This is a genomic window from Paraburkholderia sp. GAS334, assembly GCF_050436625.1.
Classification (GTDB): Bacteria; Pseudomonadota; Gammaproteobacteria; order Burkholderiales; family Burkholderiaceae; genus Paraburkholderia.
Genome location: NZ_JBNDMO010000010.1, coordinates 1 through 21,584 on the forward strand (window position 1 = coordinate 1; position 21,584 = coordinate 21,584).

General features: G+C 64.1%; 17 protein-coding genes and 1 pseudogene. 14 read left to right on the forward strand and 4 right to left on the reverse strand.

What is annotated here, in order from left to right:
* Window positions 1-210: 210 nt before the first annotated feature.
* Window positions 211-663, forward strand: a pseudogene (locus P3T21_RS19240) (IS6 family transposase); the annotation flags it as partial.
* A 232-nt stretch (window positions 664-895) separates the two neighbouring features.
* Here the strand turns inward: P3T21_RS19240 and P3T21_RS19245 are convergent.
* The gene (locus P3T21_RS19245; protein ID WP_429257542.1) at window positions 896-1,687 is read right to left on the reverse strand and encodes a FadR/GntR family transcriptional regulator; all 792 of its coding nucleotides are present in this window, start codon (window positions 1,685-1,687) and stop codon (window positions 896-898) included.
* Between the two features lie 210 nt (window positions 1,688-1,897).
* Between P3T21_RS19245 and P3T21_RS19250 the strand changes: the two genes are divergently transcribed.
* The 13 genes from P3T21_RS19250 to P3T21_RS19310 all read left to right on the forward strand — a co-directional run bounded on the left by P3T21_RS19250 (window position 1,898) and on the right by P3T21_RS19310 (window position 17,136).
* Complete coding sequence (locus tag P3T21_RS19250; RefSeq protein WP_429257543.1) at window positions 1,898-2,365, forward strand: acyl-CoA thioesterase; 468 nt, start codon at window positions 1,898-1,900, stop codon at window positions 2,363-2,365.
* Between the two features lie 59 nt (window positions 2,366-2,424).
* On the forward strand, window positions 2,425-3,750 hold the full coding sequence (locus P3T21_RS19255; RefSeq protein WP_429257544.1) for an MFS transporter: 1,326 nt from the start codon (window positions 2,425-2,427) through the stop codon (window positions 3,748-3,750).
* Between the two features lie 150 nt (window positions 3,751-3,900).
* Window positions 3,901-5,610 (forward strand): alkyl sulfatase dimerization domain-containing protein, encoded by a 1,710-nt coding sequence (locus P3T21_RS19260; RefSeq protein ID WP_429257545.1) that lies wholly within the window; start codon window positions 3,901-3,903, stop codon window positions 5,608-5,610.
* Between the two features lie 11 nt (window positions 5,611-5,621).
* Window positions 5,622-6,089: an SDR family NAD(P)-dependent oxidoreductase gene (locus P3T21_RS19265; protein WP_429257546.1), complete on the forward strand. Its 468-nt coding sequence runs from the start codon at window positions 5,622-5,624 to the stop codon at window positions 6,087-6,089.
* Window positions 6,090-6,291: 202 nt separating this feature from the next.
* Window positions 6,292-8,019 (forward strand): alkyl sulfatase dimerization domain-containing protein, encoded by a 1,728-nt coding sequence (locus tag P3T21_RS19270; RefSeq protein WP_429257547.1) that lies wholly within the window; start codon window positions 6,292-6,294, stop codon window positions 8,017-8,019.
* A 29-nt stretch (window positions 8,020-8,048) separates the two neighbouring features.
* Window positions 8,049-8,960, forward strand: a complete 912-nt coding sequence (locus P3T21_RS19275; RefSeq protein ID WP_429257548.1) for an alpha/beta fold hydrolase — start codon at window positions 8,049-8,051, stop codon at window positions 8,958-8,960.
* Window positions 8,961-9,208: 248 nt separating this feature from the next.
* Entirely contained in the window at window positions 9,209-10,033 is an 825-nt protein-coding gene (locus tag P3T21_RS19280) for an SDR family NAD(P)-dependent oxidoreductase (protein ID WP_429257549.1), read from the forward strand.
* Window positions 10,034-10,076: 43 nt separating this feature from the next.
* The gene (locus P3T21_RS19285) at window positions 10,077-12,263 is read left to right on the forward strand and encodes an alpha-ketoacid dehydrogenase subunit alpha/beta (RefSeq protein ID WP_429257550.1); all 2,187 of its coding nucleotides are present in this window, start codon (window positions 10,077-10,079) and stop codon (window positions 12,261-12,263) included.
* Window positions 12,264-12,313: 50 nt separating this feature from the next.
* Window positions 12,314-12,802, forward strand: a complete 489-nt coding sequence (locus tag P3T21_RS19290; protein ID WP_429257551.1) for a VOC family protein — start codon at window positions 12,314-12,316, stop codon at window positions 12,800-12,802.
* Between the two features lies 1 nt (window position 12,803).
* Window positions 12,804-14,060 carry a pyruvate dehydrogenase complex dihydrolipoamide acetyltransferase gene (locus P3T21_RS19295; protein WP_429257552.1) on the forward strand — a complete coding sequence of 419 codons (1,257 nt, stop codon included), beginning with the start codon at window positions 12,804-12,806 and terminating at the stop codon, window positions 14,058-14,060.
* A gap of 10 nt (window positions 14,061-14,070) precedes the next feature.
* Window positions 14,071-15,471: a dihydrolipoyl dehydrogenase gene (lpdA, locus tag P3T21_RS19300; protein WP_429257553.1), complete on the forward strand. Its 1,401-nt coding sequence runs from the start codon at window positions 14,071-14,073 to the stop codon at window positions 15,469-15,471.
* A 41-nt stretch (window positions 15,472-15,512) separates the two neighbouring features.
* The gene (locus tag P3T21_RS19305; protein ID WP_429257554.1) at window positions 15,513-16,253 is read left to right on the forward strand and encodes an SDR family NAD(P)-dependent oxidoreductase; all 741 of its coding nucleotides are present in this window, start codon (window positions 15,513-15,515) and stop codon (window positions 16,251-16,253) included.
* A 49-nt stretch (window positions 16,254-16,302) separates the two neighbouring features.
* Window positions 16,303-17,136 (forward strand): shikimate dehydrogenase family protein, encoded by an 834-nt coding sequence (locus P3T21_RS19310; RefSeq protein ID WP_429257555.1) that lies wholly within the window; start codon window positions 16,303-16,305, stop codon window positions 17,134-17,136.
* Between the two features lie 275 nt (window positions 17,137-17,411).
* Here the strand turns inward: P3T21_RS19310 and guaA are convergent, their stop codons facing one another.
* The 3 genes from guaA to guaB form a co-directional block, all read right to left on the reverse strand.
* Entirely contained in the window at window positions 17,412-18,995 is a 1,584-nt protein-coding gene (gene guaA / locus P3T21_RS19315) for a glutamine-hydrolyzing GMP synthase (RefSeq protein WP_429257556.1), read from the reverse strand.
* 209 nt (window positions 18,996-19,204) lie between these two features.
* The gene (locus P3T21_RS19320) at window positions 19,205-19,969 is read right to left on the reverse strand and encodes a hypothetical protein (protein WP_429257557.1); all 765 of its coding nucleotides are present in this window, start codon (window positions 19,967-19,969) and stop codon (window positions 19,205-19,207) included.
* A 14-nt stretch (window positions 19,970-19,983) separates the two neighbouring features.
* Complete coding sequence (guaB, locus tag P3T21_RS19325) at window positions 19,984-21,444, reverse strand: IMP dehydrogenase (RefSeq protein ID WP_429257558.1); 1,461 nt, start codon at window positions 21,442-21,444, stop codon at window positions 19,984-19,986.
* Between the last annotated feature and the right edge of the window lie 140 nt (window positions 21,445-21,584).

The following is a 21,584-nucleotide window of genomic DNA, read 5'->3' on the forward strand; positions in this document are numbered from 1 at the left end:
GCGATTCACCTGGCGAACCCCCATGGAAAATCCGTACATATTGCGCGATGAGACACGCCGCACCATCGAGTCGCGCTACGCTGATGTTGCCTTTGCTATGAGCGACACCTCAATGGAGAGCCGGATGCGCTGAGAGGTGCACGTCCGGTTCGGGGAGGAGAAACAGGGAAATAGTTCGACTACGCCCTGTTTCTTACTCCACTGAAGATTCGTGGCAAATGGGTTTATCTGTACCGGGCGGTGGATCGAGTCGGCCAGACGGTGGACTTCATGCTCAGGGCAAAGCGCGACGTGAGCGCTGCCAAAGCCTTTTTCAGAAAGGCGATCAAATATCAGGGCCAGCCGCCAGAGACGATCACGCTCGATGGTTATGCTGCCTCGCATCGGGCGGTGCGTGAGATGAAGGCCGATGGCCTGCTGCCTGAGGATACGAAGGTCCGGTCCTCGAAGTACCTGAACAACTTGGTCGAACAGGACCATCGAAACATCAAGTCCAGAACGAACGTGATGCTCGGCTTCAAACGGTTCAGGAGCGCCGCGACCACGATTGCCGGCATCGAGTTGATGCACCGAATTCGCAAGGGGCAGTTCAACCTCTCCATTCCCGGGCCCAAAGATGCCGTTGTGCCTGCCGTCTGGAATGCTGTCCTATCTGATCGATAAGGCATCCGTAACTATAGGAAACTTTTCGGCCAATCCACCTATTTGCACCAGAGCCGGCGCTGGCGAGGTTCAATGCTAGCTGCCGAAAACCCCATGCTTTTTAACAATCCCGAAACCTGACCGCAATTCAGCTGTCGACTGGTCATTCAACGCAGCGCGTGACGGGTGGCACAATGCGCGCGGCGTGCCCCGATGTGCCCCGCAAAGGAGATCAGACTCGTCGCGCCGCCCATCATCCCTTCAGATATATCTTGAGCCGCTTTGCCGAGTTGCGCAGATGCGTCTCGGCGGCTAGACCGGCTTGTTCGGCATCGCTGGCGCTGATCGCCTCGAAGATCTGCTTATGCTCCTGCTGCACTGCCTCGATGAGGTGCGCATGCTGGCTCTTCGTGTTGTTGCGCGCCTGCCGGATCAGACGCCGCGCGCCATGTTCGAGATGTTCGCTCAGCGCCTGAAAATGCGGGTTGTGCGTGGCGTCGACGATGGCCTGATGGAAGGCGAAATCCTCTTCGTCGCCGAGGCGATCGTTGGCGATTTCATACTCCATGCCGATCAGCGCGCGGCGAATCCGCTTCAGATCGTCTGCGGTGCGCCGCATTGCCGCGAAACGCGTGGCCGCCACCTCGACGGTAATCAGCAACTCCATCACCATCGTGAGCGAATCCTTCTCGCCAAGTTCGACTTCCTGCATCCGGAATGCCTGGCGCTGGCTGCCATCGGTCACGTAGACGCCGCTGCCCGCCTTCGATGTGACGAGCCCTTCGGATTTCAGTTTCGAGAGCGCTTCGCGCACGACAGCCCGACTCACGGAAAACTGCTCGCCCAGGAGCCGCTCGCTCGGCAGACGATCGCCCGCGGTGAATTCCTTTGCGCGGATCGCCTGTGCGAGGTGCGCGGCAATCTCATCGGGCAAATGCTGCGGCCCGCCAGGGCTGGCCGCCCCGGCGGACGTTTTGCCGCGCACCTCACGTGGAGTGGTTCGCGCCTGGAGCGCTTTGTACCTGGTAGTGGGTTCCGCAGACATGTCGATCCGGTTCCTGAATTGGCCTTACAGGCGAATCTAGCATATTTCGCGCATCTCACGCCGGGTTAAGTCGCATTGACACTTCGAAACTCGTCCCTTAGTATCCAAACCTGTCAGACCAGTTATGTTTTCTGACATACCAGTTTCAAAGCAAGAAGGCGCCTCGCGATGCCGACGCGCCAGTATCGAATCCGTCTCTGTGGAAAAGTCATGAACATGCTGAACGCCGAGCTGGTCGAGTTGCACGGCATTGAACCCGGCTGGCGCTTCGGCCTGTCGTTCGACGTGCGCTGGAGCGAACTGGATGCCTTCGCGCACGTCAGCCATCGCAGTTATTTCACGTGGTGTGAGGAAGCGCGCAATGCCTACTTCGCGTCGCTCGGCGAACCGGCATTTTCCGTCGATGCCGCCGGACCGGTTTTGAAAGACGTCGGCTTCACCTACGAGCGTTCGCTGGATCAGAGTAGCCAGGTTGTCGTGACCGCGCGTGTCGCATGGGTGCGCAACACCAGCTTCCGCATGGAGTTCGCCGCGTGGAGCCGTGAACTCGTCGGACGGGGCCACGCCATCTGCATCTGGATGCGCAACTCGACCGGCGAACTCGTCGCGCTGCCGGACGACCTGCGCTGTCGAATTGCGCAGCGTGACGAGCCCCAGGATCTGCGTGGCGTGAAGTAGCGCCCCCGAGTGTGCCCGAGCGAGGCAACCGCAAGAGCGCCAGAACAACGAGAGACACCATGACTCCCTCCCCTGACTACCAGCCGCGCGACGCCTGGTTGATCGCAGCCTTGTTGACGGGCCTCGCCCTCATCAACTTCCTGGACAAGATCGTGCTGGGCATGCTGGCAGTGCCACTGATGGCCGAGTTCAATCTGTCTGCGTCCGAATTCGGCGTGATTGCCGGCAGTTTTTTCTGGTTGTTCTCCACGTCGAGCGTGCTTGTCGGTTTTCTTTCGACCCGCGTTCCCACGCGCTGGCTCCTCCTCGCGATGGCGCTCAGCTGGTCGCTTCTACAACTCCCGCTGGCCTTTGCCGCTGTCACGTTCACCATTCTTATTTGCCGCGTCGTGCTTGGCGCGGCAGAGGGTCCGGCCTCCGCGCTCTCGATGCACGAACTCTTCAAGTGGTTCCCCGACGAGAAGCGCAACCTGCCGGTGGCCATCTTGAACCAGGGCGGGGCGTTGGGTCTCGTGCTCTCGGGCCTGCTGATTCCCCCGGTTACGCAGCACTTGGGCTGGCGCATGAACTTCATGCTGCTGGGCGTCATCGGCGCTCTCTGGAGCGTGCTTTGGCTGCTTTTTGGCAAAGAGTCCCGTCCCGAGGCGCACACGGTCCAGCGCGACGGTCTGCAAACCGCCCTGAAGATCGGCGCGGATCAGTCCGCACGGTTGCCGTATCGCACGATACTCGGCTCTCCCGCGGTTCTGCTCGTCTTCCTGCTCGGATTCGCGACGTACTGGACGACGGGTCTCGTTCTCACCTGGCTGCCTGCCTATCTGCAGAAAGGCCTCGGGTTCGACGCCGTGACCGCCGGCCGGATGTTTTCGATGACCGTGATGTTCACAACGCCCTATACGATCGCCCTCAGCTGGTTTTCTCAGCGCCTGCAGTCGCACGGGGCATCGACGCGGCTCGCACGCGTCCAGGTCATCAACGCGACATTTCTCGCTGGTGGCGCACTATTGATCACGCTGACACTCGTCGATCTCCAGCCCACGGCGAAGGTGTTGCTGTTCGCTCTGGCCAATGCGCTCCCCTCGATCTGTTTCGCGCTCGCCCCTGCGATCCTTGCCGAGCTGGTGCCGGCCGGCCAGCGTGGTGCGATCATGTCCATCTATACGGCGCTCGCCAGTTCGGCCGGAGCGATTGCGCCGGCCGTGATGGGCCGGCTCGTTCAGGCAAGTGGCAACTCCAGCGCGCACGGGTATGAGACCGGCTTCGTCATTGGTGGAGCATTGCTGATCGCCGCCGCCCTCGCCAGCGCACGCTACCTGCATCCCGAGCGTGCCCGCCTCGCTATGGCGCGCCCGCCGCTTTCGGGACCGCTCGAACATCTTCAGTGACGGCTCGCCATTGCCGATGACCTGCCCGCCGTTATGTACACGCGTAAGCATCCATTAATCGAAAGAAGCCTGCCAAGAGCAACAGATATGAACGATCACCCAGCTTCCTCCCCGGCCGACCGCCCGCTCGAACGCGAGGCGAGGTACCCCATGCCAGAACGTGAATTGATGTATATGGGTGCTTCCGTGCGTCTGGTGCACGCCGAAAACGGTGCCGTCGTCAACCGCGCGGTGCTGGATAACGCGAGGCTCGTCAAGCATCAGGATGCCACGCCCTACCTTTTGACCGACGGCGTCTGGGTCTTGCCGGGCACTTCATTGAACGCCGCCGTGATCGAAGGCCCCGACGGACTGATCGTGTGGGAGACCGGTGAGAACGTCGAGCATGGGAGGCGCTACCGGGAACTGGTCCGCCGCATCAGTTCCAAGCCGATCAAGGCCGTCATCTACAGCCATACCCACTATACGTTGGGCACGACTGCACTCATCGAGGGCGAAGAGGACGTGATGGTGATCGGCCACCCGAAGCTCAACGAGAACATGCAGGTGGCCGCGCTCGGCTCTTACTTTCCCGAGGTCGAACCGCTGCAACGTGCGCGCGCCGTCCAGCACGCCCAGATTTTTCTGCCCGAAGAGGGGGAGGATGCGAGGCACGGCTTCAGCGTCGAACTCGGTGAGAGCGGCTTCGTCCCGGTGAATAAGCCGGTGCGGCATGGCGAAGCGTTGACCGTCGCGGGCGTACGCCTGCAGTTCTTCACCGAGGGCGGCTCCGATACCGACGACTGCATCACCGTCTGGCTGCCCGACCACAAAGTGGCGCTGAACAATATCCTGTGGCCCTGGCAACCGAACTTCTATACCCCGCGTGGCGCGAAGTTCCGCGATCCGCGCATCTGGTCCGAAGCGCTGCGGCACATCCTGGCGCTGCAACCAGAGCACCTGATCAGTCAGCACGGCCGGTCCCTGAGCGGGAAGGAAGCGATCGAGCGCACGCTGCGCAACTACCTCGACTTCACCCACCTCGTACTCGATCAGACCTTGCGCGGCATCCTGCAAGGCAAGAGCCCGGAAGAGTTGCGCAGCTTCATCCAACTGCCCCGCCATCTGGCGGCGGAGCCGTGGCTGTTCGAATCGTACGGTCGCCTGGACTGGCATGCCCCGTACATCATGAACCACGCGGTGGGCTGGTGGGACGGGGACGCCGCGACGCTCGTCAAGCTGCCTCCGCAGGAGATCGCCGGGCGGATGGTGCCGCTGCTCGGCGGGCGCGACAAGGTGCTCGCCGCTGTGCGCGAAGCGCAACGCACCGGCGAGCTCGCCTGGGCGCTCGAACTGCTCAACTATCTGTTCCGACTCACGCCCACCGATACCGTAATCCGTCAACTCAAGGCCGATCTGCTGCGTGAGAGCGCATACGCTTGCACGACCAGCATTACGCGCGGCTTCATGTTGAGCCAGGCCCTTGCGCTGGAAGGCAAGGTCAAGCTGCCACGCGTCGTGCCACCCACACCGCAGCAGGTTGGCGCGGACCCCGTGACGTTCGTCAACCAGTTACGTGTGCGTGTCGACCCCGTCAAGGCGCAGGATACCGATGGGGTCATGCGCTTCGATTTCTCCGATGGCGCGAGGAAATCGGTGGCGCTTCATTTGCGTCGCGGGGTGGTCGAATTCGTCGAGCAACCGGCACACCACTACCGCCAGGCGGACTTCGTTCTCCAACTCGATGGACAGGCCTTCGCCGCGCTCTTTCTCGGACTGGACTCGCTGGAAGCACTGGTGGATCGGCGAGCGGCTTTGCTCACCGGCGACAAGGCAAGCGCGTCCGCGTTCCTGGCGTTGTTCGATCCGTTGCGGCCTTGACGCGAGCGTCGATGTCGTCATCGCCAACGCCGGTGTCGCCTTCGCGCGCATCGATATCGAAAGCTGCGACCCGGAACGATGGAAACGGCCCGCGGAAGTCAACCTCTTCGGTGCCTTTCATACCACGCGCCGCGCCCCCCCATTTGCGCAAGCGAGGCGGCGGCAAGATCGTGATGACCGGCTCCGGCTCGCGCTTTCGTCCCCATCCCGGCGGGTCCGCCTATTCGACTTCGAAGCTCGCCTTGTGGATGCTCACCCAGACGTTGGCCATGGAGCTTCAGGACGCCAACTTCAGCGTCAACGAGTTGATCCCGGGCCCGGTCAAAACCGCCATGACAGGCTTCGGGGAAACCCAGTTCCCCACGGGCGAGTGGATCAAGGACCCGGAAGATGTAGTGCCGCTCGCGATGTTTCTGGCCACGCGGCCCCTCGTGGGACCCACCGCGCAAAGCTTCAGCCTGATGCGCCGGGCCCGGTGAAGGGGCCGATGCCGTGCGCCAAGACACGTAGACGGGCCACGGTGCCCCGATTGCCCACGGACGAGAGCAAAGCGGATATCGCCTTCGTTTGCCGGTCCGATCCTGATACTGAACGAGGAAATTGAGTATGAAAGCACGCCAGCCGGTGCACCCTTCATCGGGACTCGCATCTTCCGCCTCCACTTCGTCGACGGACGAGCCCGTGCTGCCGTTCTACCGTGGCGGTCAGGACCATAACAAAGCCACCGCGCCGAACGGCGCGATCGTCAACGCCGACTTCATGCGTCACGTTTCGGCGGCGCGGCGCGGCGTCCAGGTGATCAACGTGCGCCCGGGCATCCACGTGATCCTCGGCTACCACAGCGTCAACTGTATCGTCGTGGAAGGCGCAAGCGGCTTGATCGTGATCGAAACCGGCACCAGGTTCGGCCATGGCCGCGACCTGCGCCAGCTCATCCGAGGCTTCAGCGACAATCCGGTCAAAGCGGTCATCTATTCGCACCATCACTACATCGGAGGCGCGGCCGGCCTGCTCGACGGCGAGACAATCGAGGACCTCGCGGTCTTCGCCCATCCGCTAATGGAGCAACTGGCCGCTACGACCGCCGATCTGCTCGGCCCGATGCAATTGCGCCGCATCGGCATCCAGTTTGGCGCCTACCTGCCGGACGAAGGCTCCGATGCGCGCGTCGGTGAAGGCGACAAATCCTTTGTCGAGCCACATCTGAACGCCGCAGCGCCATTGAAGGTGACGCACGCCGTCGCCGACAAGGAAGTCGTGACCGTGGATGGCGTGAAGATCCGCTTTCACCACATCATCGGCGACACCCGCGACTCGCTCGCCATCGAATTCCCCGATCTCGACGCGGTGGTGGCGAACTCGGCGCTCGGGCCGGTGGCCTATCCGCTCTATACGCTGCGCGGTGACTTCTTCCGAACACCGGACGAACTGGTCGCCGCCCTCGATCTCTTGCGCAACCTCGACCACACCTATGTCATCCCGGTGCACGGCGCCCCTTACACCGATAAGGCGTCGGCCCAGGCCGCCCTCACCGCGCATCGCGACGCGTACGCGTTCATCTGGAACCAGAGCGTGCGCGCGATCAATCAGGGGATGACCCCCGACGAGATGGTCGCCAGCATCCACCTTCCCGAGCATCTGGCGAGCAATCCCCTGCTGTTCCCGGGCTATATCGACTGGGAATACGCGATTCGCGGTGTCTATCGCGGCGTGGTGGGCTGGTATAGCGAGGACGGCGCCGATCTCCATCCGCCGGCGCCAGCGGAACTGGGAGAAGTGCTAGTCGAGGGCTTTGGCGGGGCAGCCGCGTTCCTCGCACGCGGACGCACGGCGATGCATGAACGCAAGTACAACCTGGCCGCGAAGCTGATGAGCCTGCTGCTGGCCACCGAACCCGGCAATCGGGACGCGCGTCAGATGAAGGCCGACGCGTTGCGCGCGATGGCCCAGGGCACCCGTACCGGCATCCAGACCCGCAACTTCATGCTCACCGAGGCGCTACATCTCGAGGACAAGACCGACTGGCGCCGTATTTCACCGAAGTCGTTCTTCGGCGCGCAGACGGTGGAAACGCTGTCGAAGAAGCCGCCGCAGGATCAGATCAAGCTGCTCGAAGTGAGCGTCGATCCGCAAGCGGCCGCAGGCGTGCGTATGAGCGTCGGATTCCACTTTCCCGGCCATGGCGAGTGCGGACTGCTGCTACGCGCCGGTGTCGCCGAGTACCGTAGCGAGGCGCCCCGCGAGGCGTCGCTCGAACTGACTCTGAACGTGCGCGCCATGTCGCAATTGACGCTGCGCCAGATCAGCCTGAGCGAGGCGGTGGCTAACGGCGACATTCAGGTCAACGGCGACGCGGGTGCGATATCGGTGCTGGAGAAAGTCCTGGCACTGGCAGCGCGCCAAAGCTGAGGGCGTCACGCGACATACGAGGATCGAACATGTCATCGAATATCGAACATCACTACGTGACGCTCAACGGGTACACCGCGCACTACGCAAGCTGCGGCGACCCGGGCCAGCCGCTTCTGCTCTTCGTGCACGGGTTTCCCGAAAACTGGCTCGCGTGGCACGGCATGCTCCAGTCGTTCGGCGAGCACTACCATGCAGTCGCACTGGACACGCGCGGCATCAACGAGTCGAGCGGCCCGGACGAGGTGCGCGGGTATCGCGCCGGACAGATAGTGAGTGACCTGGCTGCGCTGCTCGATCATCTGGAACGGGAGAAGTGCATCCTTATCGGCCACGACTGGGGCGGTGCGATCGCCTGCGCGTTTGCGGTCGCGCATCCGCAGCGACTCCATGGCCTCGTCATGATCAACGCCGTGCATCCGGGCGCATACCGGCGCGAGCTGGCCGAAAACGCCGCGCAACAGGCAGCCAGCGTCTACATGAACTTTTTCATCAGCGAAGAAGCGGAAGCGCAGGTCTGCGCCAACGACCATGCTTACCTGCGCGCGATGTTCGCCGAACGCGCCGATGCCGTGCCCTCATGGTTCGACGCGGCACTCCAGCAGGAGTACCAGCGCGCATGGTCGAGGCCGGGTTCGATCCGCGCCGGGCTTGCGTACTATCGCGCCTCGCCGCTGCACCCGGCGAGCGGCGACGACCCCGGTGCGCAAGCCGTGGTGTTCGACGATGCCGCACTGACCGTGCGGGTACCCACGCTCGTGATCTGGGGCGAGCAAGACCGCTTTCTGCTGACCGGCTGCCTGAACGGCTTGCATCGGTACATTCCCGATCTGCACATCGAAAGGATCGCCGACGCCAGTCACTGGGTGATCCACGAGCAGGAAGCGCGCGTCACGCAACTGGTCGCGCACTTCGTGAAGCAGCGTCTGGCCTCATCCTGAGCGCGCTTTCGGCTGCGTGGGCGCGCACTGCCCACACGCGCCCAGCAAACCGCCCATAAAACCCGGAGCGATTCATTCGCGGCGTTGACGGCCGCCAGTCGTTCACATTATAGTTAACCTGTCAGACCGCTTTTATTTTTGGTCGTGCCACTTTAGAGCTCATCGCACCACCGTTTTATGGCCCAGACAGTCCCCATGTTCCGTTCGCCTTCGGCGACGCGTTAGTCATCCTGATTGAGATTAACTGCATGAACCTCTCCTCTCCTATTGCATCTGAGGCCGCACAAGCCTTCGCGCCCGCGCGCTACAGCGGCATCGCCGGCAAGGCCGTGCTCAACACGGGCGGCGCGAGCGGCATCGGCCGGGCGATGGCGCATGGCTTCGCCCGCCACGGCGCGCGTTTGATGCTGCTCGATCTCGACGCAACCGGGCTCGCCGCGACCAAGGCGGAACTGCAGGCCGCCTACCCGAGCGTCGAAGTGGAAGTCGTCACAGCATCGATCACCGACCCGGCCGCCGTGGAACAGGCCTGCGCCGACACCGAGGCCCGCTTCGGTCGCATCGACATCCTGCTCAACAACGCAGGGATCTCGATGAACAAGCCGTCGCTGGAACTCACACCGGACGAGTGGCGCCGCGCGATCGACATCGACCTGTCGGGCGTCTTCTACTGCGCGCAGGCAGCGGGCCGCCGCATGGTACGGCAGGGGGGCGGCGCCATCGTGAGCACCGCGTCGATGTGGGGCCTCGCCTCGTCGGCCCGGCGCGTCGCCTACTGCGCCGCCAAGGCCGGCGTCGTGTCGCTCACCCGCTCGCTCGCAGCGGAATGGGCCGAACACAACATCCGCGTCAACGCGGTGTGCCCTGGCTACACGAGCACCGCATTGGTGGAATCCCTGCTGGCCCGCAACGCAATCGACGGCGAAGCGCTGCTCGCGCGCACGCCGCTGCGGCGCTTCGGCACGCCGGACGAAATGGCCGAAGTGGCCCTCTTCCTCTCATCTGATTCCGCCGCGTTCATCACGGGCCACGCACTGGTGTCCGACGGCGGCTGGACCGCCGACGGTTTCTAAACACGCGGCCTCGCGAATACGACTCGCAGTCAAGGATTTCCACATGTCTGAACGTAGACCCCTGCGTCCCACCGCCGAATGGGTGGAACTGCATGCCACCGACGCCGACTGGGCGCGCGCCGATCCCGCGCTGCTCGGCACGCTGCTCAGCCACATGCATCTGATCCGCGGCTTCGAGGAGGCGGTCCTCGAACTCGCCGCCGAGGGCCTGGTGCACGGGCCGGCGCACTCGAGCATCGGCCAGGAGGGCGGAGCGGCCGGCTCGATCGTGCCGCTCACCGCCGCCGACCAGGTCAACGGCTCGCACCGCGGCCATCATCAGTTCATCTCCAAGGCCCTAGGTTATCTGGCGCCGGCGGGCATCGATCCGCGCGCGCCCCTCGCGCCGGCGATCCAGGCGTTGTTGCAGCGTACTCTGGCGGAGATCCTCGGCCTCGCACAGGGTTTTTGCAAAGGCCGTGGCGGTTCGATGCACCTGCAATGGGCCGAAGCCGGCGCCCTCGGCACCAACGCAATCGTGGGCGGCGGCGTGCCGATGGCCGCCGGCGCCGCATGGGCGCATCGCCACGCGGGCACCGACGCCGTCGCCATCACCTATTTCGGCGATGGCGCGGTCAACATCGGCTCGGTCCTCGAGACGATGAACCTCGCTGCAACATGGAAGCTGCCGCTGTGCTTCTTCATCGAAAATAACCGCTACGCGGTCTCCACCACGGTGGAGGAATCGACCGCCGAAGCGCGCCTGTCGGCGCGCGGCATGGCCTTCAATATCCCGAGCTGGAAAGTGGACGGCATGGACCCGCTCGCGGTCTATCTGGTCACGCAGGAAGCGCTCGCGCATATGCGCGCGGGCGGCGGGCCGACGATCATCGAGGCGGACGTCTATCGTTTCTTCCATCAGAACGGCCCTTTCCCCGGGAGCGCCTTCGGCTATCGCAGCAAGGAGGAAGAGCAGCACTGGCGCAGCCGTGATCCGATCGACCTGATCGCGCGCCGCATGGAGGCCCGCAAGCTCATCGGCGCCGACGAGGTCGCCGCACTGCGCGAGCGCGTCAAGCAAGCGATGCGCGAAGCCATGGCGTCGCTGACCGAAAGCGATCCGGGCCGGCCCGGCAAGCGGCGCATCCGTCCGGAACTGTGGCCGAGCCCTGACTTCTGCGACGTCGGCATCCGCAGCGAGCTGTGCGAACTGGACGGCCTGCGCCACGAGGAAGAGGCTGGCTTCACCGGCCAGCTGGCCGAGCGCAAGTTCATCGACGTCGTGGCCGACCTCATGCACCGGCGGATGGAGACCGACCCGTCGGTGGTCGTGATGGGCGAGGACGTGCACCGCCTCAAGGGCGGCACCAATGGTGCGACACGCGGTTTGCGTGACGCCTTCCCCGGGCGGGTGCTCGGTACGCCGATCAGCGAGAACGCGTTCGTCGGCCTCGGCGGCGGCCTCGCGCTCGATGGTCGCTACAAGCCCGTCGTGGAGTTCATGTACCCGGACTTCATGTGGGTGGCCGCGGACCAGGTCTTCAACCAGATCGGCAAGGTCCGTCATATGTTCGGCGGCGAGAGCGATGTGCCGCTGGTGCTGCGCACCAAGGTGGCGATGGGCACGGGCTACGGCTCCCAGCACTCGATGGACCCGGCTGGCATTTTCGCGACCTGCCCCGGCTGGCGCATCGTCGCGCCTTCCACGCCGTTCGACTATGTCGGCCTGATGAACACGGCGCTTGCCTGCAAGGACCCCGTGCTCGTGATTGAGCATGTGGACCTGTACAACGCGTCGGGCACGGCCCCCATCGAAGATTTCGACTATTACCTGCCAGTGGGCAAGGCCGCGGTGCGCCGCAGCGGCGGCGAGCTGACGGTGCTCACCTACCTGTCGATGGTCGGCCACACGCTCGAAGCCGTGGAGCAGACCGGGATCGACGCGGAGGTGATCGACCTGCGCTGGCTCGATCGGGCAAGCCTCGATTGGGAGACGATCGGTCAGAGCCTGAAGAAAACCAACAATGTGCTGATCGTCGAGCAAGGCGCGCGGGGCACGTCGTATGGAGGCTGGCTCGCCGATGAAATCCAGCGCCGCTATTTCGACTGGCTCGATCAGCCAGTGCAGCGGGTCACGGGTGCGCAAGCCGCGCCCAGCATCTCGAAGGTACTGGAGCGCGCCGCCGCCGCGCGCACCCAGGAAGTGGCCGATGCCCTGCGTCACGTAATGCGCGACAAGGGCGCGGCTTGAAGAGCCGAGGCCAACGCTATCCAACCGATTGAGCTGAATAAGGAATCCTCATGACGCTGAACATGACCGCTCCTCTGGAGGTCGGCATCGCCGTGTGCGATCTCGCGCACATGCGGCGCTTTTACGAGCAGGTACTGGGCTTCGCATTCGTCAGCGAAATCACCGTGCCCGCCGCCAGGGCCCAGCAAGCGGCCATGAATGAAACCGGCTACACCGTCGTGCGCCTGCAGACCGCCTGGGGCGAGCGCGTCAAGCTGCTCGCCCCGTTGCGGCCGCCAGCGCCGCAAGCCACGCCGGCGTATATCCTGGACAAGGCGAACGCCACCTATCTGACCTTCATCGTCGACGACATCGAGGCGGTAGTCGACAGGCTTCACGGAGCCGGCGTGACCTTCCTCACCGGCACCGGGCGCGTGGAGATCCGCCCCGGCACCTTTCTCGCGTTCTGCCTCGATCCTGAAGGCAACGTGCTCGAGATCGTCCAGTACGCCGATATCGCGGCGTATCGCCCCGAGCTTCAGCAGCCGAGGAGCGCCTGACATGCCGATCCTCTTGCGCATGCCAGAAGTGGCCGCCAGCGCGACCGAAGCCACGCTGCAAGCGTGGACTCGCAATGAGGGCGACTCGATTGCCGTAGGCGACTGTATCGCTGAAATCGAAACCGACAAAGCCGTGGTCGAACTGAACGCGGAGAGCGCAGGGGTACTGGGCCGCTGCCTGATCGCCGCCGGGCAGACCGTCGAGGTCGGCGCGCCGATCGGTGTGCTGCTCGTGAACGGCGACACCAGCATCGACGTGGATGCGCTCGTCGCCGGCGCGAAAGGCCCTCGGCAACCGCCCGAGCCGAGCGCCACGGCGCTGGCGAGCGCGCCTTCGCTCCCGCTCGACGTCACAGCGGAGGGCGCCGTCGGCACGCAACCGGAACGCCTCTTCGCAAGCCCGCTCGCGCGACGCCTCGCTGGCGAACGCGGCGTCGAACTGGCGCGTCTGGCTGGCAGCGGCCCCAAAGGCCGCATCGTCAAGCGGGACGTCGAGGCAGCTGCAACCTCGCCGGTTTTAGCAACCGCCGCCACGTCGAGCGCGGCCCACGAGGCCACGCAGCCAGCCCAAGCCACCGGAGTGTTTGTCGAAGTCCCTCACAGCGCGATGCGCCGCACGATCGCTCGCCGCCTGAGCGAAAGCAAGGCCACGATCCCCCATTTCTACCTCACGGCGAACTGCCGCATGGAGCGCGTGCTCGCGTTGCGCGCGGAAATCAACGCTCACGCCACGCACAAGATTTCGCTCAACGACTTCATCGTGCGTGCCGTGGCGCTCGCCTTGCGCGAAGTACCGAAAGCCAATGTCGGCTGGACGGACGCGGCGATGCGCCAGTACACGCAGGCCGACATCGCGGTGGCGGTCTCCACGGAGGCCGGCCTGATCACCCCGATCGTGCGGGCGGCCGACCAGAAGCCGCTGTCCGGGATCAGCGCCGAGATCGCCGACCTCGCTGCGCGTGCGCGTGCCGCACGCCTGCGCCCCGACGAATACCAGGGAGGCAGCTTCAGCGTCAGCAATCTCGGCATGTACGGCGTCGCAGAGTTCTCCGCGATCATCAACCCTCCGCAGGCCGCGATCCTCGCGGTCGGCGCCGTCCAGGCGATGCCGGTGGCGCAGGACGGGGCGATCCACGTGGGCCAGGTCATGCGCTGCACGCTGTCGGTCGACCACCGTGCGATCGACGGCGCGCTCGCCGCGCAGTGGCTCGCCGCCTTCACGCGCCTCGTGGAAAACCCGCTAACCATGCTGATCTAGGGACCAGGACGTGACGCTCTCCTCTTTTGATCTGATCGTCGTCGGGGGTGGCCCTGGCGGCTACGTCGCTGCGATCCGCGCCGCCCAGCTCGGCATGAAGACCGCGCTGGTCGAGAAAGCGCAGCTGGGCGGCGTCTGCCTGAACTGGGGCTGCATTCCAACCAAGGCGCTGCTGCGTTCGGCCGACGTACTGAGGATGGTCAAGCATGCGGCGGCCTTCGGCGTGCGCACGGCGGCACCCAGCGCCGACCTGCCCGCGATGGTGGCCCGTTCGCGCGCGGTCGCCGCGCAACTGAACAAGGGCGTCGCGCACCTGATGAAAAAGAACGGCGTGACCGTGTTCGACGGGCACGCCCGGCTCGCCGGCCATGGCAGGCTGAACATCGCCGGGCCCAACGGCGAGGTGACCCGCCTGTCGTGCGCCAACATCCTGCTCGCGACTGGCGCGCGGGCGCGTCATTTGTCGATGTTCCCCGTTGACGGCGAGACAGTCTGGACCTACCGAGAAGCACTTGCCCCGCCGCTGGTGCCCAAAAGGATGCTGATTGTCGGCGCGGGTGCCATCGGCGTCGAGTTCGCGAGCTTCTACCATGCGATCGGCGTCGCCGTGACGCTGGTCGAGATGGCCGAGCGCATCCTCCCCGCGGAAGACGCCGACATTTCCGCGCAAGTCGCGACGAGCCTCGGCGGCGAAGGCATCGTCATGCACACTGCGAGCGGTATCCGGCGCGCGCAGCACACGGCATCCGGCTGGGAGATCGAACTGCAAGGCGACCAGTCCGCGAGCACGACGCTCGAGGCCGACGTCGTGCTGGTTGCGGCCGGCATCGTTGGCAATGTCGAGGACCTGGGTCTCAAGCACACCACGGTCAAGGTCGAGAACACCCATATCGTCACCGACAGCTTCGGCCGCACCGGCGAACCGGGCGTATATGCGATCGGCGATGTCGCCGGGCCGCCGTGGCTCGCGCACAAGGCGAGCCACGAGGGCGTGATCTGCGTCGAGCAGATCGCCGGCTTGCGGCCGCACGCGCTCGATCCAGCGCGCATCCCCGCGTGCACCTACAGCCATCCGCAGGTGGCGAGCGTGGGACTCACCGAAGCGCAAGCGAGGACGCGCCGGCATCAGGTGAAGGTCGGCAAGTTTCCGTTGGTCGGCAACGGCAAGGCGATCGCGATGGGCGCCACGGCGGGGCTGGTCAAGGTCGTGTTCGACGCGGGCAGCGGCGAGCTGCTCGGCGCGCACATGGTGGGCGAAGAGGTCACCGAGATGATTCAGGGCTATGCGATCGCGCGAACGCTGGAGACCACCGAGGCCGACCTGATGGCCGCCATCCTGCCGCACCCCACAATCTCCGAGGCGATGCACGAAGCCGTGCTTGCGGCCTATGGACGCGCGCTGCACATTTGAGCAAGCGCAGCGCACCCGCACCAGACTTCACGGAACCAGCGATGTATAACTTCGAGCAACGCACGCTGCTTCTCACAGGCGCGAATGGCGGCATCGGCCGCGAGACGGCGAGGCTTTTCTTCGCACATGGCGCAAATCTGGTCCTCGCGGACCGCGACGCGACGGGCCTCGCAGGCTTCGCCCCCGAACTCGATCCGGACGGCGCACGTATCGTCACACTGGGCATGGACGCGGCCAGCCCGGACGACTGCGCACACGCTGTGGCGCTTGCGCAGGAACGCTTCGGCGGCATCGATTTCCTCGTGCCATGCGCCGGCCTCTATCAAGACCAGCCTGCTGCGGGAATGACCGACACGCAATGGCGAGACACGCTCGCCCTCAATCTGGATGGCGTGTTCTATCTGGTGCGACGAGCCCTGCCTGCGTTGCGGGAGAACAGCGCCGTCGTCAACCTCACCTCGGTGGCAGCGCACCGCGGCGCTTACTCGAATGCACACTATTCCGCTTCGAAGGGCGGCCTGCTCAGCTTGACCCGCTCGCTCGCGCGCGAACTCAGTCCGCGCACCCGCGTGAATGCGGTATCGCCCGGCATCATCGAAACTCCGATGACCGCCGCGCTCATCCAGAAGCGCGGTGCCGATTCGATTGAGCAGACGCCGATGAAGCGCCTCGGTCATCCGCGTGAAATCGCCACTGCGATCGGCTTCCTGTGCAGCGATGCCGCCAGCTTCGTGACCGGCGAAGTGCTGCACGTCAACGGCGGTCTGTACATCGCGGGTTGATGGCATTGCCCTTTCTGACCGCCACCCCTGAACTATTCGACACTCCGCTATGCAGATAGACGGCAACACCCAGCTGGTCGGTATCATCGCCTCGCCGATCGCCCACGTGCGCACCCCGCAGCTATTCAACGCCTGCGTGGCGCGGCAAGGCTTGAACGCCATCTGTGTGCCGCTCCACGTGGATGCCGCCGAACTATCCGTGTTTCTCGCGGGCGCCAAAGCGGCGCGCAACCTGCGAGGACTGGTGGTGACGATCCCGCACAAGGAAGCCGTGCTCAAGGCTTGTGGCGAGTTGAGCGAAACGGCCCGGCTGGTGGGCTCCGTCAACGCGATGCGCTTTGACCGGGAAAAAGGCCATTGGGTTGGCGCGAATTTTGATGGCGATGGCTTTGTCGCCGGCTTGCACGAGCGCGGTCACGTGCTCGCCGGCAAACGCGTCCTGCAAGTCGGCGCGGGCGGTGCGGGCAAGTCGATGGCCTACGCGATTGCGCGCGAGCAACCGGCGGAACTCGTGATCCACAACCGGTCGGCCGACAAGGCAGCGGAACTCGCCGCGCAATTGAAAAAGGCCTGCCCCAGCGTGTCGATTCGCAGCGGCGACAGCGATCCCGCCGGATTCGATGTCGTCGTCAATGCGACCGCCCTCGGATTGCGCGACGCCGATACAATGCCGGTGCCGACGGAGCAGCTGAGTCCGGGGACGCTGGTGTGCGAGGTGGTGGTCCGCGACGGCGATACGGACTTGCTGAAGGCTGCGCGCGAGCGCGATTGCCTTCTGCATCAAGGGCAATGGATGCTGTATGGTCAAATTGTCGAGATCGCACGGTTCATGGGCGTGCCGCTCGAGCCTCGGCACGTTGAGCGCATGCTTGGCCCTTTTTGATGCGTCGGGACGCCACCTTGTTCCTGGTGCCGCAAGCGTTAAAATGCGAAATGGTTTCTTCGCGCCGGTGAACCCGACGCTTGATTTGCGAGTGGACGCTTGCGAAATAAAGCGCTATCAAGCCGTAGCTGAAATGTCGGTACCGTCACCGATACCGACATTTCCACCAGGCATTGTCCGGATCACAGCAGACCACACCGGACAATAACCTCATGTTTTTAAACGGAAAAACATGGAAAACCGGACCTCCCGGAACGACTTGGGAGCAGTCTAAATCATTCCCACTCGATCGTCGCAGGCGGCTTGCCGGAAATATCGTAGACGACGCGGTTGATACCGCGCACTTCGTTGATGATCCGGTTCGACACATGCCCCAGAAGTTCATGCGGCAGATGCGCCCAGTGCGCCGTCATGAAATCGAGCGTCTGCACCGCGCGCAGCGCGACGACGTATTCGTAAGTCCGCCCGTCGCCCATCACACCGACGCTTTTCACCGGCAGGAACACTGCGAACGCCTGGCTCGTCAGGTCGTACCATGACTTGCCGGTTTCCTTGTCGATGAACGTGCGCAGCGTTTCAATGAAAATCGCATCCGCGCGACGCAACAGGTCCGCAAAATCACGACGCACTTCGCCGAGAATCCGCACGCCCAGGCCCGGACCCGGGAATGGATGGCGATACACCATCGAGGGCGGCAGGCCGAGTTTCACGCCGAGTTCGCGCACTTCGTCCTTAAAAAGTTCGCGCAGCGGCTCAAGCAGCTTCAGGTTCAGTGTTTCCGGCAGGCCACCCACGTTATGGTGGCTCTTGATCGTGTGCGCGGCTTTCTTGCCCTTGCCTGCCGACTCGATCACGTCGGGATAGATCGTGCCCTGCGCGAGCCATTTCGCGTCGGTGAGCTTGCCGGCTTCCGCCTGGAACACCTCGACGAATTCCGCGCCGATGATCTTGCGCTTCGCTTCCGGATCGGTCACACCGGCGAGCTTCGACAGGAACGCCTCGCTCGCGTCGACGTGAATCACCTTCACGCCGAGGTGATCAGCGAACGTCGCCATCACCTGCTCCGCTTCATTGAGACGCAAGAGACCGTGATCAACGAACACGCAGGTCAGCTGGTCGCCGATCGCGCGATGCAGCAGAGCCGCAGCCACCGACGAATCCACGCCGCCTGACAGGCCCAGAATCACGTGTTCGTTGCCGACCAGCTCGCGAATCTTTTCGACGGCTTCGTCGACGTAATGGCCCATTTCCCAGTCCGGCTTCGCGCCGCAGATGCCGAGCACGAAGCGCTCGAGCATCGCCCGACCCTGCACCGTATGCGTGACTTCCGGGTGCCATTGCAGGCCGTAGAAATGACGCGCTTCGTCGGCCATCGCGGCCACCGGGCACGATTCGGTCGATGCCATCAGCTTGAAACCCGGCGGCATTTCCAGCACCTTGTCGCCGTGGCTCATCCACACCTTCAGCATGCCGTGGCCTTCCGCCGTGCGGAAATCCTCAATGCCCTCAAGGAGAGTCGTGTGGCTGCGCGCGCGCACCTCGGCATAACCGAATTCGCGCAGATGGCCGCTGTCGACCTTGCCGCCGAGCTGTTCGGCCATTGTCTGCATGCCGTAACAGATGCCGAGCACCGGCACGCCGAGGTCGAACACAGCCTGCGGCGCACGCGGCGTGTCTTCATCGACAACCGAGTTCGGGCCACCCGACAGGATCACGCCCTTCGGCGCGAATTCGCGGATGAATTCGTCGCTGACGTCGTACGGATGGATTTCCGATAGCACGTGTGCCTCGCGGATGCGTCGTGCGATCAGTTGGGTGACTTGCGAACCGAAGTCGAGGATCAGGATCTTGTCATGCATGGCAGCGGACTGAATCAAAAGTGAACGGATACGGAACGCCGCACCGGGGTGTTATCCGGTACGGCTGTGAATTCATTGCCAGCCGTTGACCTGGGCCCGATAAACCGGCGCAGGTCATGGCTAAAAGACGTGATAAGGCAGGTGGTACGGCGTGCGGGACAGACAGACGCAATCCGGGAGCGTGTGCAGGTGGCGGCAGCGTCCGCGAATCAGCCATGGAAGGGCGGACGCGGCGCGCCAGGCGCATCGGCCGCAGCATCGCGGGCTTCGTCGCGAGATACGTCGTGGTCAGTCACCGTGCGGGTTTCGACCGTCCGCGTTTCAGCGGTCACGACGCCCGGTTGATGCGCTGCCGTGAAATCCGGCTCGACCGGCAGGCCCGTTGCAGAACTGACCGGACTCACCGGACGCGCCGCCGGCATCACCGGCTCGGTCTGATAAACGCGTGGCTCACCTTCTACGCCGCGATTCAGCTCGCGATCCGTTTCACGTCCCTTCCCGGCCCGTTTGTCGGCGAGTTTATCCGCGAGTTTCTGCTCACGTTCAGCGACCACGACCTCGGCCACGCGCGCCCGCTCCCGCCGACGCACCACGCGCGCGAGACGCACGCCACCAAGACCGATGACCACCAGCACCACGGCGACCGCTGCGGCCACCAGCTGACCGAACGCAGTCAGCGAAGGCTTATGCAGACCGATCAGCCAGACCAGCATCAGCACACCGGTCAGCCAGTTGACGTGCCCGATGACCCGGGCGACTGTGCGCGTCATGCCGCCATCGACCGCGGCGTGAAACGCGAGCCACGCCAGCCCGAGCAGCCCAAGGCCAAAAGCCTGCCCGACGAGTGCAGGATCGACCTGCACCAGTTGCAGCGCGTTGTACAGCGACGTCCACGGCGTGAGCAGAAACAGCAGCCCAAACGCCAGCAGCAACAACGCATCGATCACGAGTACAGCGCGCAGCAATGGCTTCATCGGCGTCTGGTCCTTTAGTCCACGTGGTAGTTGGGCGCTTCCTTCGTGATCTGGACATCATGCACGTGCGACTCGCGCATGCCCGCTGCGGTGATCTGGACGAACTCGGCCTTTTCATGCAGTTCGTCGATCGTCTTGCAGCCGCAGTAGCCCATGCTGGCGCGCACGCCACCGATCAGCTGGAACAGGATTGCGTTGACCGAACCCTTGTACGCGACGCGCCCTTCGATGCCTTCCGGCACGAGCTTGTCGATGTTCGCGGAGTTGTCCTGGAAGTAACGGTCTGCAGCGCCGTCCTTCATCGCGCCGACCGAGCCCATGCCGCGGTACGACTTGTACTGACGGCCTTGATACAGGAACACGTCGCCCGGCGATTCTTCGGTGCCGGCGAGCATGCTGCCCATCATGACCGCATCCGCGCCCGCTGCGAGCGCCTTGCTGACGTCGCCCGAAAAGCGCACGCCGCCGTCCGAGATGACCGGCACGCCCGAGCCACGCAGTGCGTCGGAGACGTTTGCGACTGCCGTGATCTGCGGCACGCCCACACCGGCGACGATCCGCGTCGTGCAGATCGAGCCCGGGCCGATGCCGACCTTGACGCCGTCCGCGCCGTATTCGACGAGCGCCTTCGCGGCTTCGGCGGTAGCGATATTGCCGCCGATCACTTCAACGTGCGGGAAATTCTTCTTGACCCAGCGCACGCGCTCGAGCACGCCCTTGCTGTGACCGTGCGCCGTATCGACGACGATGACGTCGACGCCTGCCGCGACCAGCAGCTGCACGCGCTCTTCGTTATCTGCGCCGACGCCGACGGCCGCGCCCGCGCGCAGCTTGCCGTGTTCGTCCTTACACGCGTCCGGGTGTTCGGTCTGCTTCGTGATGTCCTTGACGGTCATCAGGCCGCGCAGTTCGAACGAATCGTTGATGACCAGCACGCGCTCCAGGCGGTGGCTGTGCATCAGCGCCTTCGCTTCGGCGAGCGGCGTGCCTTCCTTGACGGTGACGAGGCGATCACGCGGCGTCATGATCGTACGGACCGGTTCGTCGAGACGGGTTTCGAAACGCAGGTCGCGATTCGTGACGATGCCGATCAGTTGTGCGCCTTCGACGACGGGAAAGCCCGAAATGCCGTGCTGTTGCGACAGCGCGATCACATCGCGCACTTTCATCTGCGGCGGAACCGTAATCGGATCGCGCACGACGCCCGACTCGAAACGCTTGACCTTGGCGACTTCGCGCGCCTGTTCGGCCGGCGTGAGATTCTTGTGAATGATGCCGACGCCACCCATCTGCGCCATTGCAATGGCAAGACGGGCTTCGGTGACCGTGTCCATGGCGGCGGACACGAGCGGCATATTCACGGAGATATTGCGGGTCAGCCGGGTTTTGAGGCTGGTGTCGCGCGGCAGAACGTCAGAGAAAGCCGGGACGAGGAGCACGTCATCGAACGTGAGTGCTTTTTGGATCAGACGCATGGCAAATCCTATGGGCGCAAAAGCGAATTATACGCGATACCTCCCTGGTTTTCACTGCGCGAACAGCAGCTTAGCGAATTTTCGGTGAATTTTTCTGGCTTTGCTGGCCTCTGAATTTCGGTTCGCGGTTCGGCTCAGGT